The 13,468-nt window shown below is 55.5% G+C and carries 14 protein-coding genes; 5 read left to right on the top strand and 9 right to left on the bottom strand.

The window, feature by feature from the left end; genetic code table 11:
* The first annotated feature begins 124 nt into the window (after positions 1-124).
* Positions 125-667 carry an isopentenyl-diphosphate Delta-isomerase gene (gene idi, locus ACTJI7_RS20960; protein ID WP_402740648.1) on the top strand — a complete coding sequence of 181 codons (543 nt, stop codon included), beginning with the start codon at positions 125-127 and terminating at the stop codon, positions 665-667.
* A 38-nt stretch (positions 668-705) separates the two neighbouring features.
* On the opposite strand, the gene lysS is transcribed toward idi, so the two are convergent.
* The 5 genes from lysS to xerD all read right to left on the bottom strand — a co-directional run bounded on the left by lysS (position 706) and on the right by xerD (position 6,799).
* Entirely contained in the window at positions 706-2,223 is a 1,518-nt protein-coding gene (gene lysS, locus ACTJI7_RS20955) for a lysine--tRNA ligase (protein ID WP_014885130.1), read from the bottom strand.
* A gap of 9 nt (positions 2,224-2,232) precedes the next feature.
* Positions 2,233-3,331 (bottom strand): peptide chain release factor 2 gene (prfB, locus tag ACTJI7_RS20950; protein ID WP_100170824.1). Its coding sequence is split into 2 segments (ribosomal slippage): positions 2,233-3,255 and positions 3,257-3,331, totalling 1,098 coding nucleotides; the frame shifts between segments, so codons are not numbered across the junction.
* 90 nt (positions 3,332-3,421) lie between these two features.
* Complete coding sequence (recJ, locus tag ACTJI7_RS20945) at positions 3,422-5,155, bottom strand: single-stranded-DNA-specific exonuclease RecJ (protein ID WP_041908356.1); 1,734 nt, start codon at positions 5,153-5,155, stop codon at positions 3,422-3,424.
* A gap of 5 nt (positions 5,156-5,160) precedes the next feature.
* Positions 5,161-5,874 (bottom strand): bifunctional protein-disulfide isomerase/oxidoreductase DsbC, encoded by a 714-nt coding sequence (gene dsbC, locus ACTJI7_RS20940; protein ID WP_049136419.1) that lies wholly within the window; start codon positions 5,872-5,874, stop codon positions 5,161-5,163.
* A 28-nt stretch (positions 5,875-5,902) separates the two neighbouring features.
* Positions 5,903-6,799, bottom strand: coding sequence for a site-specific tyrosine recombinase XerD (xerD, locus tag ACTJI7_RS20935; protein WP_028014320.1), 897 nt, complete (start codon positions 6,797-6,799; stop codon positions 5,903-5,905).
* Between the two features lie 101 nt (positions 6,800-6,900).
* On the opposite strand from xerD, the gene fldB reads away from it, so the two are divergent.
* Positions 6,901-7,422, top strand: coding sequence for a flavodoxin FldB (gene fldB, locus ACTJI7_RS20930; protein ID WP_320700515.1), 522 nt, complete (start codon positions 6,901-6,903; stop codon positions 7,420-7,422).
* Positions 7,423-7,428: 6 nt separating this feature from the next.
* Here the strand turns inward: fldB and ACTJI7_RS20925 are convergent, their stop codons facing one another.
* Together ACTJI7_RS20925 and sdhE are read right to left on the bottom strand one after the other, a co-directional pair.
* On the bottom strand, positions 7,429-7,839 hold the full coding sequence (locus ACTJI7_RS20925) for a protein YgfX (RefSeq protein WP_028014322.1): 411 nt from the start codon (positions 7,837-7,839) through the stop codon (positions 7,429-7,431).
* The gene (gene sdhE, locus ACTJI7_RS20920) at positions 7,820-8,086 is read right to left on the bottom strand and encodes an FAD assembly factor SdhE (RefSeq protein ID WP_010435322.1); all 267 of its coding nucleotides are present in this window, start codon (positions 8,084-8,086) and stop codon (positions 7,820-7,822) included. The genes ACTJI7_RS20925 and sdhE overlap by 20 nt, the downstream gene beginning before the upstream one ends.
* A 294-nt stretch (positions 8,087-8,380) precedes the next feature.
* On the opposite strand from sdhE, the gene ygfZ reads away from it, so the two are divergent.
* Positions 8,381-9,361 (top strand): tRNA-modifying protein YgfZ, encoded by a 981-nt coding sequence (gene ygfZ / locus ACTJI7_RS20915; protein WP_028014323.1) that lies wholly within the window; start codon positions 8,381-8,383, stop codon positions 9,359-9,361.
* Between the two features lie 87 nt (positions 9,362-9,448).
* On the opposite strand, the gene trhA is transcribed toward ygfZ, so the two are convergent.
* Positions 9,449-10,108: a PAQR family membrane homeostasis protein TrhA gene (gene trhA / locus ACTJI7_RS20910; protein WP_023331242.1), complete on the bottom strand. Its 660-nt coding sequence runs from the start codon at positions 10,106-10,108 to the stop codon at positions 9,449-9,451.
* 264 nt (positions 10,109-10,372) lie between these two features.
* On the opposite strand from trhA, the gene ACTJI7_RS20905 reads away from it, so the two are divergent.
* A complete protein-coding gene (locus ACTJI7_RS20905) occupies positions 10,373-11,104 on the top strand; it encodes a MurR/RpiR family transcriptional regulator (protein WP_028014325.1) in 732 nt (243 codons plus the stop codon).
* Positions 11,105-11,220: 116 nt separating this feature from the next.
* Positions 11,221-12,654 carry a 6-phospho-beta-glucosidase BglA gene (gene bglA / locus ACTJI7_RS20900; protein WP_028014326.1) on the top strand — a complete coding sequence of 478 codons (1,434 nt, stop codon included), beginning with the start codon at positions 11,221-11,223 and terminating at the stop codon, positions 12,652-12,654.
* A 51-nt stretch (positions 12,655-12,705) separates the two neighbouring features.
* Here the strand turns inward: bglA and ACTJI7_RS20895 are convergent, their stop codons facing one another.
* Positions 12,706-13,449: an SDR family oxidoreductase gene (locus ACTJI7_RS20895; RefSeq protein WP_063155128.1), complete on the bottom strand. Its 744-nt coding sequence runs from the start codon at positions 13,447-13,449 to the stop codon at positions 12,706-12,708.
* Positions 13,450-13,468: the final 19 nt, after the last annotated feature.

Here is a 13,468-nt window from a genome sequence, read left to right as displayed (position 1 = left end):
CAGCCCGGAGAGATATGGGTCAGCCCTTTTCCGCTCCTGGAAACAAACCGTTCGTATAAGATTGCCGTATAATGCTCCCTGTTGATGGTGCAGAACCATCCGCATCGTTGGCACTGGAGCATGAATGAGTATTCAAGAACACGTTATTTTGGTTAATGACCAGGGAATGGTAATTGGCACTCAGGAAAAATACGCCGCGCATACTGCCCAAACCCCGCTGCATCTGGCGTTCTCATCCTGGCTGTTTAACGCCGAAGGCGAGTGTCTGGTAACCCGACGCGCACTAAGTAAAAAAGCCTGGCCGGGCGTCTGGACGAATTCTGTCTGCGGTCACCCTCAATCTGGTGAACGGACGGAAGAGGCAATTATCCGTCGCTGCCGCGATGAGATTGGCGCAGAAATTACCGCGATTACGCCTGTCGCCTCAGAATTCCGCTACCGCGAAACGGATCCTTCCGGGATCGTGGAAAACGAGATTTGCCCGGTCTTCGCTGCCCGCGTCACCAGCGAACTGCGAATTAACCATGATGAAGTGATGGCATTTGAATGGGTGACGCTGGAGTCGTTATTCCGCGCGCTGGACGCCGCCCCATGGAGCTTTAGCCCGTGGATGGTGCAGGAAGCAACGGTCGCGCGAGACGCGCTGAGAGCGTTCGCTGTGCAATAAAAAAGCCCCTTTCGGGGCTTTTTTTACATCTTAACGCCTTATTTCACCGGGCGCATTGCCGGGAACAGGATCACGTCACGAATGGTGTGGCTGTTGGTGAACAGCATCACCATACGGTCGATACCAATACCCAGACCTGCAGTTGGCGGCAGGCCGTGCTCCAGCGCGGTCACATAGTCTTCATCGAAGAACATCGCTTCGTCATCGCCTGCTGCTTTCGCGTCAACCTGATCCTGGAAACGCTGCGCCTGGTCTTCCGCATCGTTCAGCTCGCTAAAGCCGTTGCCGATTTCACGGCCGCCGATGAAGAATTCGAAACGGTCGGTGATTTCCGGGTTCTCGTCATTACGACGCGCCAGCGGAGAGACTTCCGCCGGGTATTCGGTAATGAAGGTCGGCTGAATCAGGTGCGCTTCGGCCACTTCTTCGAAGATCTCGGTCACGATACGGCCCAGACCCCAGCTCTTCTCAACCTTGATGCCGATGCTTTCAGCGATGGCCTTCGCAGAGTCGAAGTTATCCAGATCCGCCATGTTGGTTTCCGGACGGTACTTCTTGATCGCTTCGCGCATGGTCAGTTTTTCGAACGGCTTGCCGAAGTCGAAGACTTCTTCACCGTAAGGAACCTGCGTGGTGCCCAGAATGTCCTGCGCCAGGGTACGGAACAGGGATTCGGTCAGCTCGATCAGATCTTTGTAGTCTGCGTACGCCATATAGAGTTCCATCATGGTGAACTCTGGGTTATGGCGAACGGAGATACCTTCGTTACGGAAGTTACGGTTGATTTCAAACACGCGGTCGAAACCACCGACCACCAGACGCTTCAGGTACAGTTCCGGCGCGATACGCAGGTACATGTCCAGGTCCAGGGCGTTGTGATGAGTGATGAACGGACGCGCAGACGCGCCGCCAGGGATCACCTGCATCATCGGGGTTTCCACTTCCATAAAGTCGCGGTTGACCATGAACTGGCGGATACCGGCCATGATCTGGGAGCGAATTTTGAAGGTCTTGCGGGATTCATCGTTAGAGATGAGATCCAGGTAACGCTGACGATAGCGCGCTTCCTGATCCTGCAAACCGTGGAACTTGTCCGGCAGCGGGCGGAGGGCTTTGGTCAGCAGGCGCAGCTCGGTGCAGTGGATAGACAGTTCACCGGTTTTGGTTTTAAACAGTTTACCTTTCGCGCCCAGGATATCGCCCAGGTCCCACTTTTTGAACTGCTCGTTGTAGATGCCTTCCGGCAGGTCGTCACGGGAAACGTACAGCTGAATACGGCCACCGACGTCCTGCAAGGTCACGAAGGAGGCTTTACCCATGATACGGCGGGTCATCATACGGCCTGCAACGGCCACTTCGATGTTCAGCGCTTCCAGCTCTTCGTTCTCTTTACCGTCGAAGTCAGCGTGCAGTTGGTCTGAGGTGTGGTCACGACGAAAATCGTTCGGGAACGGCACGCCCTGCTCGCGCAGCGCTGCCAGCTTCTCGCGGCGGGTTTTCAGTTCGTTGTTAAGATCGACTACCGCGTCAGCGCCCTGTGCTTGTTGTTCAGACATGTTGGTTCCTCATAACCCTGCTTTCAAACTTGCTTCGATAAATTGGTCCAGGCTGCCGTCCAGCACCGCCTGCGTGTTGCGGGTTTCAACCCCGGTACGCAGGTCTTTGATGCGGGAGTCATCAAGGACGTAAGAACGGATCTGGCTGCCCCAACCGATGTCGGACTTGTTATCTTCCATCGCCTGTTTCTCAGCATTTTTCTTCTGCATCTCCAGCTCATAAAGCTTCGCTTTCATCTGCTTCATGGCCTGGTCTTTGTTCTTATGCTGGGAACGGTCGTTCTGGCACTGTGTTACCAGCCCGGTTGGAATGTGGGTAATACGCACCGCAGATTCCGTACGGTTAACGTGCTGACCACCCGCGCCGGACGCGCGGTAAACGTCAATACGCAGGTCCGCCGGGTTAATTTCGATATCAATATCTTCGTCAACTTCCGGGTAAACAAACGCGGAGCTGAAGGAGGTATGACGACGGCCACCGGAGTCAAACGGGCTCTTACGCACCAGGCGGTGAACGCCGGTTTCGGTACGCAACCAGCCGTAGGCGTAGTCGCCAATGATCTTGATAGTGACGGATTTAATACCGGCCACTTCACCTTCAGACTCTTCGATAATTTCGGTTTTGAAGCCGCGCGCTTCCGCCCAACGCAGATACATACGCGTCAGCATGCTGGCCCAGTCCTGCGCTTCGGTACCGCCAGAACCTGCCTGAATATCGAGATAGCAGTCAGCGCTGTCGTATTCGCCGGAGAACATGCGACGGAATTCCAGCTGTGCCAGCTTCTCTTCCAGCCCGTCGAGTTCTGCCACGGCTTCGTTAAAGGTTTCTTCGTCGTCGGCTTCGACGGCCAGCTCCAGCAAACCGGAAACATCTTCCAGCCCCTGAGCCATTTGATCTAACGTATCTACGATAGCTTCGAGAGAGGAACGCTCTTTACCCAGCGCCTGTGCGCGTTCAGGTTCGTTCCAGACGTCCGGCTGTTCCAGCTCGGCGTTTACTTCTTCAAGACGCTCTTTCTTGGCATCGTAGTCAAAGATACCCCCTAAGAACGTCAGAGCGCTCCGTGAGGTCCTGAATACGGTTTTTTACCGGATTAATTTCAAACATGGTTTGTTTTCTTTTATGGACTTGTCAAAATGCGGTGATAAGAGCGGGATTGTACCGAATCCACGCCCTTTTTTATAGAGATTACTGCCGCTAAATTGGCCAGATATTGTCGATGATGATCTGAAGGGTGCGGTTACCGCGAAACTCGTTGATATCCAGTTTGTACGCCAGCTCGACCTCGCGCACGCCGTTGTCCGGCCAGATGGAGGTGTCAACGTTGAAGGCGATGCCGTCCAGCAGCGGTCCGCCGCCCACCGGCTCAACCATCACTTTCAGGTGACGTTCGCCGACGATACGCTGCTGCAGCAGGCGGAATCGCCCGTCGAACAGCGGTTCCGGGAACATCTGCCCCCATGGACCGGCATCGCGCAGCATCTGCGCGACCTCCATCGTCATTTCGGAGACGGACAGCTCACCGTCAGAGACCACTTCGCCCTGCAGCAGCGCCGGGTCAATCCACTCGGTGACCAGCTCGCCAAACAGGCGCTGGAACTCGTCGAACTTTGCCTCTTCCAGCGACAAGCCTGCCGCCATCGCGTGACCGCCAAACTTAATCATCAGACCGGGATAAAGCGTATCCAGACGCTCCAGCGCATCGCGCATGTGCAGCCCCTGAATCGAACGGCCAGAGCCTTTCAGCGTGCCGTCGCCCGCGGGGGCGAACGCAATCACCGGGCGGTGGAAGCGCTCTTTAATGCGCGACGCCAGAATGCCGACCACGCCCTGATGCCACTCGGGGTGGTACATTGCCAGCCCGCCCGGCAGCGTATCGCCGCTGCGCTCAAGTTTTTCGCACAGGGTCAGCGCTTCGGCCTGCATCCCCTGCTCAATCTCTTTACGGGTCTGGTTCAGGGCGTCCAGCTCGTTGGCCAGCACGCGCGCTTCACCGATGTTGTCGCACAGCAGCAGCGCCACGCCGACGGACATATCGTCCAGCCTTCCGGCAGCGTTCAGACGCGGCCCGAGGGCAAAGCCCAGGTCGCTTGCCGCCAGCTTAAGCGGATCGCGGTTGGCAATCTCCAGCAGCGCCTTAATTCCGGGACGGCACTTGCCCGCGCGAATACGGCTTAAGCCCTGCCAGGTCAAAATGCGGTTATTGGCATCAAGAGGTACCACGTCCGCCACGGTGCCCAGCGCCACCAGGTCGAGGTATTCGGCCAGGTTTGGAACGGCAATGCCGCGGGATTCGAACCAGCCCTTATCGCGTAAGAGAGTACGCAACGCCAGCATCAGATAAAACGCCACGCCCACGCCGGCGAGGGATTTCGACGGGAAATCACAGTCGCGCAGGTTGGGGTTAATAATCGCTTCTGCTGCGGGGAGCGTATCGCCGGGCAGGTGATGATCGGTGACCAGCACCGGGATCCCCAAAGCGTGAGCATGATCGACGCCCGCATGGGAGGAGATCCCGTTGTCGACGGTCATGATCATCTGCGCACCGCGGGCATGGGCCTGATCGACCACCTCCGGGCTGAGGCCATAGCCGTCTTCAAAGCGGTTCGGCACCAGATAGGTGACATTATCGCAGCCCAGCGCGCGCAGGCTGAGCACGCTCAGGGCGGTGCTGGTTGCGCCGTCGGCGTCGAAATCCCCTACCACCACAATGCGCGTTCCCTCACGCAGCGCGTTGTAGAGCATTTCGGTAGCTTTCTCGATACCGTTCAGCTGCTGCCAGGGCAGCATCCCTTTCACGCTGCGCTCAAGATCCTCTGCGCGGCGCACGCCGCGGCTGGCGTAGAGGCGCTTTAGCAGCGGCGGGAGATCGTCCGGTAAATCAACGTGTTCAACCGCCTCGCGGCGGCGCAATTTGATGGGGGCTTTCACGCGAATTATTTACCACCAAACTGTTTCTGGTGCGCGTCGAGAAACTCTTTCATCTCTTTCGGTCCCTGATAGCCCGGAACAACATAGCCGTTACTCAGGACAATCGCTGGCGTACCGCTCACGCCAAACTGCACGCCCAGCGCGTAGTGGTTAGCAATGTCGATGTCGCAGGAAGCAGGCTTAACATCTTTACCGTTCATCGCGTCATCAAACGCTTTGTTGCGGTCTTTGGCACACCAGATCGCTTTCATGTCCTGCTCTGGCTTGCTCTGTACGCCTGCGCGCGGGAAGGCCAGGTAACGCACGGTAATGCCCAGCGCGTTATAGTCTTTCATCTGTTCATGCAGCTTGTGGCAGTAGCCACAGGTGATGTCGGTGAAGACGGTAATCACATGTTTTTCCTGCGCCGCTTTATAGACGATCATCTCTTTTTCGAGCGCGTTCAGGTTTTTCATCAGCAGCTGGTTGGTGACGTTCACCGGCTGCGCGCCGCTCACGTCGTACAGCGGTCCCTGAATAAAGTGTTTGCCATCTTCGGTGACGTACAGCACGCCGCTGTTGGTCAGTACGGTTTTCATACCGGCAACCGGCGCAGGCTGGATGTCGCTGCTGGTGACGCCAAGCTTAGCCAGAGACTGTTTGATGGCGGCGTCATCCGCATGGGCGAAGCCGGTAAATGAGGCTGCCAGCAGGGTGAACAGCGCGAAAGACTTTTTCATAATTGATCCTGTTACAATTTGTCGGCACTCACGCACGAGGGTGGTGCTGTTGGTGTAGCTGCCGCAGGCGTTCCGTCGCGACATGGGTGTAAATTTGCGTCGTTGAAAGATCGCTGTGTCCCAGCAGCATCTGCACCACGCGTAAATCTGCGCCGTGGTTTAACAGATGCGTCGCGAAGGCGTGACGCAATACGTGCGGCGAAAGCTTTTCACTGTCTATACCCGCCAGTGTGGCGTAATGCTTGATGCGATGCCAGAACGTTTGTCGCGTCATCTGCTGCGCGCGCTGGCTCGGAAACAGGACGTCGATAGACGCGCCATTGAGCAGCCAGGGGCGGCCATGCTCAAGATACGTCTCCAGCCAGTAAACCGCCTCTTCTCCCAGCGGAACCAGCCTTTCCTTGTTTCCTTTACCGATGACGCGCACCACGCCCTGACGCAGGCTGATGTCGCTCATCGTCAGGCCAACCAGTTCCGAAACGCGCAAGCCGGTAGCATACAATAGCTCAAGCATGGCTTTATCGCGTAACTCCAGCGGCAGGTCAACAGCCGGTGACTGTAATAATCTCTCAACTTGTGCTTCGCTGAGATCTTTCGGCAGCCGCTGCGGGAGTTTCGGGGACGCCAGCAGCGCGCTGGGATCGTCTTCGCGAATCTTCTCCCGATAAAGATGCTGGAAAAGCCGACGCATTGCGCTGAGCAAGCGTGCAGAGCTGGTGGCTTTGTACCCCCCTTCTACGCGTTCAGCGAGCAGCGCCTGCAGGTCGTCGCTTTGCGCGCTCGCAAGCGATAGCTCCCGACGCGCCAGCCACTCCACCAGCATGGTAAGATCGCGCCGGTAGGCACTGAGGGTATTCTCGGCCAGATTTTTCTCTAGCCACAGCGCGTCGAGAAACTGTTCAACGAGTGCGAGATCCTTTTCCACATCAGCCCCTTTGATTTTGCAGTCAGGCCATTATGCCTGATTGCGACCGGTTTCTGGTACACTACGCGCAAAGTCATAGCAAGAATTGAGATAGTTACGCGATGAATATTGGTCTGTTCTATGGTTCCAGCACCTGCTACACCGAAATGGCGGCGGAGAAAATTCGCGACATCATTGGCCCGGAACTGGTGACGTTGCATAACCTGAAAGATGACTCGGTCACCTTGATGGAGCAGTACGATGTGCTGATTCTGGGCATCCCAACCTGGGACTTTGGTGAGATACAGGAAGACTGGGAAGCCATCTGGGATCAGCTCGATTCAGTCAATTTCGACGGTAAAATTATTGCGATGTACGGCATGGGTGACCAGTTAGGCTACGGCGAATGGTTCCTGGACGCACTCGGCATGCTGCACGATAAGCTGGCACCAAAAGGGGCGGCATTTATCGGCTACTGGCCAACCGAAGGGTATGAATTCACCAGTAAAAAGCCGATTATTGCCGACGGCGAGCTATTTGTCGGGCTCGCGCTGGATGAAACCAATCAGTACGATCTCAGCGACGAGCGCCTGCAGGCCTGGTGCGAGCAGATCCTTGGCGAAATGGCAGAAAAATTCAGCTAACGCGCGTTACTCCTGCGTCGGCTGTTGCAGCAACATCCGGCGCAGATCCCGCCATTCTGATGCGTCCATACTGTCCGCCGCCAGCCATAGGTGCTGGCAACGTCCGCCCCCCACTTTGCGTAACCGTAACATCATCCCGGCGTTAAGCATCCAGGGCACACCGAGAATATCCCACTCTTTTCCCTGCCAGCGCAGGCGGGAATCCATCAGCAGCTTGATCTCGCCCTGACGCGCGTTAATGCGACGCTGGCTGCGTACGCTGTCAAAAACAACAAACGAAAGTAATAGCAGCCACAGCGGCGTATAGCTGAGCGGCCACGGCATGAGTAAAACGATGGCCGCAACCAGCCCGTGGAGCAATAAAGACATCCACTGCGAGCGCCACGAGACGCGAAGATCAGATTGCCACAGGACCACGTTCCCGATTCCGTGTTTGAATTAATTGCACCATCCGTTGCAACTCGGTGTCGGCGGGTTTGCCGTGGTTCATCAGCCAGTTGAATAAATCCGGATCGTCAGACTCAAGCAGGCGAACAAACAGACGCTTATCATCATCGCTTAAGCTGTCGTACTCATATTCGAAGAAAGGCATGATGGAAATATCAAGTTCACGCATTCCGCGTCGGCATGCCCAGTGAATACGGGCCTTGTTGTTAATATCCATGTTCAGTTTCCTGCATTACGTTTGGCACAGTCGGTACCCCGTTATCTGTTCTTAATTTCTCTACGGGGACACCAGCTAGTGTAACGTGTTTTTGACCGTTTCATTACTGGAATATTGCGTTTGACGAGCTGGCTTCCAGAATAATCCCTACATAGACAGCGGATTACACTATTTTGCGTAGCGCTACGCATAACCCGTTTATGGCACAAATGGTCTGCTGAAAGCGCTTGCAATGCCTGCAGGCTCTTTTACCATTAGGCATTATCAAAGCGTTAAGCAATTCAGGATACCGTTATGGCCTTTACACCATTTTCTCCTCGCCAGCCCGCCGCCTCTGCGCGTCTGCCGCTGACGCTTATTTCTCTTGATGACTGGGCGCTGGCAACCCTCTCCGGCGCCGACGCCGAAAAATACTTGCAGGGTCAGGTGACTGCGGATGTTGCGCAGTTGACTGAACACCAGCATCTGCTGGCCGCGCACTGCGATCCTAAGGGCAAAATGTGGAGCAACCTGCGTCTCTTCCGCCGTCAGGACGGTTTTGCCTTTATTGAGCGCCGTAGCCTGCGCGATGCGCAGCTCAAAGAACTGAAAAAATACGCGGTCTTTTCCAAAGTCACCATCGCCCCGGACGATGAACATGTTCTGCTGGGCGTGGCGGGCTTCCAGGCGCGTGCGGCGCTGAAAAACCTGTTTGCTGAACTGCCGGATGCAGAAAAACAGGTGGTCAGCGAGGGCGCAACTTCCATCCTGTGGTTTGAACACCCGGCAGAGCGCTTCCTGTTAGTCACGGATGCCGCAACAGCCGAACGTGTGACCGAGGCGCTGCGCGGCGAAGCGCAGCTCAACAACAGCCAGCAGTGGCTGGCGCTGAACATCGAAGCGGGTCTGCCGGTAATTGACGCAGCCAACAGCGCGCAGTTTATTCCTCAGGCAACTAACCTGCAGGCGCTGGGGGGCATCAGCTTTAAAAAAGGCTGCTACACCGGTCAGGAAATGGTCGCGCGTGCAAAATTCCGTGGGGCAAACAAACGCGCGTTGTGGACACTGGCAGGCCATGCCAGCCGCGTACCGGAAGCAGGAGAAGACTTAGAACTGAAGATGGGCGACAACTGGCGCCGCACCGGTACCGTGTTAGCCGCAGTCCAGCTGGACGATGGCCGTCTTTTGGTACAGGCTGTAATGAACAACGACATGGAAGCGGACAGCGTGTTCCGTGTGCGCGACGACGCGAATACGTTGAGTATTGAGCCGCTACCGTATTCACTGGAAGAGTGATGCTCTATCGCCCGGTGGCGCTGCGCTTACCGGGCCTACGGGTGCAAATCCAGGTCGGGTAAGGCGAAGCCGCCACCCGACAACAAACTAAACCTGCCCCACGTACAAATAAATCGCCAAAAAGTGGCACACGCTGCCACCCAGCACAAAGCCGTGCCAGATGGCATGGTTGTATGGAATGCGCTTGCAGACGTAGAAAATAACCCCCAGCGAGTAGACCACACCGCCCACCGCCAGCAGCGTTACCCCGCCGACCGCCAGCTTAATCGCCAGCTGATACACCACAATCAGCGACAGCCAGCCCATCGTCAGATAGGTGACCAGCGACAACACTTTAAACCGGTGCGCAATGGTCAGCTTAAACAGGATCCCCAGCAGCGCCAGGCTCCAGATAACAATCATCAGGCCGCGCGACAGCGGTGAGTTTAGCCCCACCAGCAGGAAAGGCGTATAGGTACCCGCAATCAGCAGATAGATAGCGCAGTGGTCAAATTTCTTAAGCCATATTTTGGCCCGCTGATGCGGAATCGCGTGATAGAGCGTCGAGGCCAGGAACAGCAGGATCATACTTCCGCCATACAGGCTATAGCTGGTAATGGCCATCGCGCTGGCATTGGTATCCACCGCCTGTACCAGCAATAACACTAAACCGACAATCCCAAACACCAGGCCAATGCCGTGGCTGATGCTGTTGGCTACTTCCTCAGCCAGCGAATATCCCTGTGCGATTAATGGTCTGCTCGCCATACTAAACTCCGGGAAAACTAAGATGATTATTCATCGCATGACTATGCTAACTGAGAATGATTCCAGTGAACACCTGTTAGCTAAAATAATTTTAAAGTAAATTTTTATAATAAAAATCAAAAACATAAACGAAAAATTCACCTGACATTTGTTCACATAAAAATTTAAGCGTTACTAATCAATGGCATAAAATTGGCTCCTGCCGTCTGGCTGCATGATATGATGGATAAATGAGGTCTGAATGAGAGTTTTGCCACTGTGAGTATGTTCACCCACTCCGCCATTGCCAGTCTCAATAACCTGGAAATGATGGTCTACAACTATGTCATCAAAAACCGGGACAAAGTGATGTACATGACCATCCGCGAGCTGGCGGATGCGGCCGGCGTCTCAACCACCACTATCCTGCGCTTTTGCCGCAAGCTCAACTGCGAAGGGTATTCTGAATTTCGCGTGCGCTTTAAGCTCTATCTTGAGCAGAACGAGCCCCAGCAGGCGAATTTCGGCGCCAGCGAAATTATCAGCTTCTTTAAAAGCGTGAATAATGAAGAGTTCGACGCGCTATTAAATGACGCGGTAAATATCATTTTGTCTTCCGAGCGAATTATATTTGTCGGGGCGGGTACGTCAGGCTCTTTGGCCAAATATGGCGCACGCTTCTTTTCAAATATTGGTAAATTCAGTAATCATATTGATGACCCTTATTTCCCGGTCACCAATGATATGGCGAAAAATGCGCTGGCGATTGTGCTCTCCGTCTCGGGCGAAACCGAGGAGATCCTGCGCTTCGCCAGCCAGTTCAGCCTGCATCACTGCAAGGTGCTCTCTATCACCAGCCACGAGCACTCTCGCCTGGCAAAACTGGCGGACTTTAATCTCTCCTGGCACGTTCCCCAGACGCGAATTGGCGGCGTCTACGATATCACCACGCAAATTCCCGTCATTTATATTCTGGAATCTCTCGGACGCAAGCTGGCGAAAAAACTGACGGAATAAAACACCATGTTTTTTCGATGTGACAAATCACAATTTTCGCAAATTGTTATATCGTGACATTCAATTTCGCTTTGCTAGACTCAATGCCAATAAGCCATTTATTGAGAATAGCAGCGATGAAAAAAATAACCTTACCGAAAGATTTTTTATGGGGCGGCGCGGTTGCCGCTCATCAGGTTGAAGGCGGCTGGAACAAAGGCGGCAAAGGGCCAAGCATTTGCGACGTGCTGACCGGCGGCGCACACGGCGTGCCGCGCGAAATCACGCAGGAAGTGGTGCCGGGTAAATACTACCCAAACCACGAAGCCATCGACTTCCACGGCCACTATAAAGAAGACATCAAGCTATTTGCCGAGATGGGCTTCAAGTGTTTCCGTACCTCTATCGCCTGGACGCGCATCTTCCCGAAAGGTGACGAAACGCAGCCAAACGAAGAAGGGCTGAAGTTTTACGACGACATGTTCGATGAACTGCTGAAGTACAACATCGAACCGGTGATCACCCTCTCCCACTTCGAAATGCCGCTGCACCTGGTGCAGGAGTACGGTAGCTGGACCAACCGCAAAGTGGTCGATTTCTTCGTGCGCTTCGCGGAAGTGGTGTTTGAGCGCTACAAGCACAAGGTCAAATACTGGATGACCTTCAACGAAATCAACAACCAGCGCAACTGGCGCGCCCCGCTGTTCGGCTACTGCTGCTCGGGCGTGGTCTACACCGAACATGACAACCCGGAAGAGACCATGTACCAGGTGCTGCACCACCAGTTTGTGGCCAGCGCCCTGGCGGTGAAAGCCGCGCGCCGCATCAACCCGGAGATGAAAGTCGGCTGCATGCTGGCGATGGTGGCGCTCTATCCGTTCTCCTGCAAGCCTGAAGACGTGATGTTCGCCCAGGAATCCATGCGCGAGCGCTATGTCTTTACCGACGTCCAGCTGCGTGGTTACTACCCGTCCTACGTGCTGAACGAGTGGGAGCGCCGCGGCTTTTCCATCAAAATGGAGGCGGGCGACGAGCAGATCCTGCGTGAAGGTACCTGCGACTACTTAGGCTTCAGCTACTACATGACCAACGCGGTGAAGGCGGAAGGCGGCACAGGTGACGCCATTTCCGGCTTCGAAGGCAGCGTGCCGAACCCGCACGTGAAGGCGTCCGACTGGGGCTGGCAGATTGACCCGGTGGGCCTGCGTTATTCCCTGTGCGAACTGTACGAGCGTTACCAGAAGCCGCTGTTTATCGTTGAAAACGGCTTCGGCGCCTACGATAAGGTGGAAGAAGACGGCAGCATCAACGATGACTATCGCATCGACTATCTGCGTGCCCACGTGGAAGAGATGATCAAAGCCGTCACGCACGATGGCGTGGATTTGATGGGCTATACGCCGTGGGGCTGCATCGACTGCGTGTCGTTCACCACCGGTCAGTACAGCAAGCGCTACGGCTTTATCTACGTCAACAAGCACGACGACGGCACGGGCGACATGTCGCGCTCCCGTAAGAAGAGCTTCGAGTGGTATAAAGGCGTGATTGCCAGCAACGGCGAGAAACTTTAACGCCGGGCGCCGTTCCCTCTCCCCTTTGGGGAGAGGGTTAGGATGAGGGGTTTACTTCCCGCCAGCCAGCTCGATAAAACTGCCCGTCACGTAAGACGCCTTCTCGCTCAGCAGCCAGACAATCGCCTGCGCCACCTCTTCCGGCTGGCCGCCGCGCTGCATCGGCAGTAGCGATTTCACGCGATCCACTCGCCCCGGCTCTCCGCCGGAAGCATGGATATCGGTATAAATCAGCCCAGGCCGCACGCAGTTCACGCGAATGCCCTGCGCCGCCACCTCCAGCGATAGCCCGGTTGTCAGCGAATCTACCGCGCCTTTGGAAGCAGCGTAATCGACATACTCACCCGGCGCGCCCAGACGAGACGCGGCGGAAGAGACATTCACAATCGCCCCGCCCTTGCCGCCATGCTTGGTGGACATGCGTTTCACCGCTTCACGACAGCAGAGGAAGTAGCCCGTGACGTTGGTCGCCAGCACGCGGTTAATGCGCTCTGCGGACAGATTCTCAATGGTGGATTGCTCAAACAGAATGCCTGCATTATTGACCAGCGCGCGAAGCGGCTCACCTTCACGATCGATGCTGTCAAACATCGCCAGCACCTGAGCTTCATCGCTGATGTCCGCACGCACGGCAAACGCTTTACCGCCGGCCTCAACGATCTGATTGATAACGTCCGTCGCGGCTTTAATGTTGTGGTAATAGTTCACCGCCACGGTGTAGCCTTCACGTGCCAGCTGCAGCGCGGTGGCTTTCCCAATGCCCCGGCTCGCGCCGGTGACCAGTGCAATTGCCATTCACAACCTCCAGATAAAA

The sequence above is a fragment of the Enterobacter sp. 22499 genome (genome assembly GCF_052044815.1).
In the GTDB taxonomy this organism is placed as follows: domain Bacteria; phylum Pseudomonadota; class Gammaproteobacteria; order Enterobacterales; family Enterobacteriaceae; genus Enterobacter; species Enterobacter bugandensis.
This window is presented reverse-complemented; position numbering and strand designations above follow the sequence as displayed.

What these genes read in the sequence shown, in the direction of transcription:
- sdhE (WP_010435322.1), bottom strand. Translation starts at nt 8,086, where the DNA reads ATGGATATTAACAACAAGGCCCGTATTCACTGGGCATGCCGACGCGGA.
- idi (WP_402740648.1), top strand. Translation starts at nt 125, where the DNA reads ATGAGTATTCAAGAACACGTTATTTTGGTTAATGACCAGGGAATGGTA.
- ACTJI7_RS20895 (WP_063155128.1), bottom strand. Translation starts at nt 13,449, where the DNA reads ATGGCAATTGCACTGGTCACCGGCGCGAGCCGGGGCATTGGGAAAGCC.
- ACTJI7_RS20905 (WP_028014325.1), top strand. Translation starts at nt 10,373, where the DNA reads ATGTTCACCCACTCCGCCATTGCCAGTCTCAATAACCTGGAAATGATG.
- ygfZ (WP_028014323.1), top strand. Translation starts at nt 8,381, where the DNA reads ATGGCCTTTACACCATTTTCTCCTCGCCAGCCCGCCGCCTCTGCGCGT.
- bglA (WP_028014326.1), top strand. Translation starts at nt 11,221, where the DNA reads ATGAAAAAAATAACCTTACCGAAAGATTTTTTATGGGGCGGCGCGGTT.
- lysS (WP_014885130.1), bottom strand. Translation starts at nt 2,223, where the DNA reads ATGTCTGAACAACAAGCACAGGGCGCTGACGCGGTAGTCGATCTTAAC.
- trhA (WP_023331242.1), bottom strand. Translation starts at nt 10,108, where the DNA reads ATGGCGAGCAGACCATTAATCGCACAGGGATATTCGCTGGCTGAGGAA.
- dsbC (WP_049136419.1), bottom strand. Translation starts at nt 5,874, where the DNA reads ATGAAAAAGTCTTTCGCGCTGTTCACCCTGCTGGCAGCCTCATTTACC.
- fldB (WP_320700515.1), top strand. Translation starts at nt 6,901, where the DNA reads ATGAATATTGGTCTGTTCTATGGTTCCAGCACCTGCTACACCGAAATG.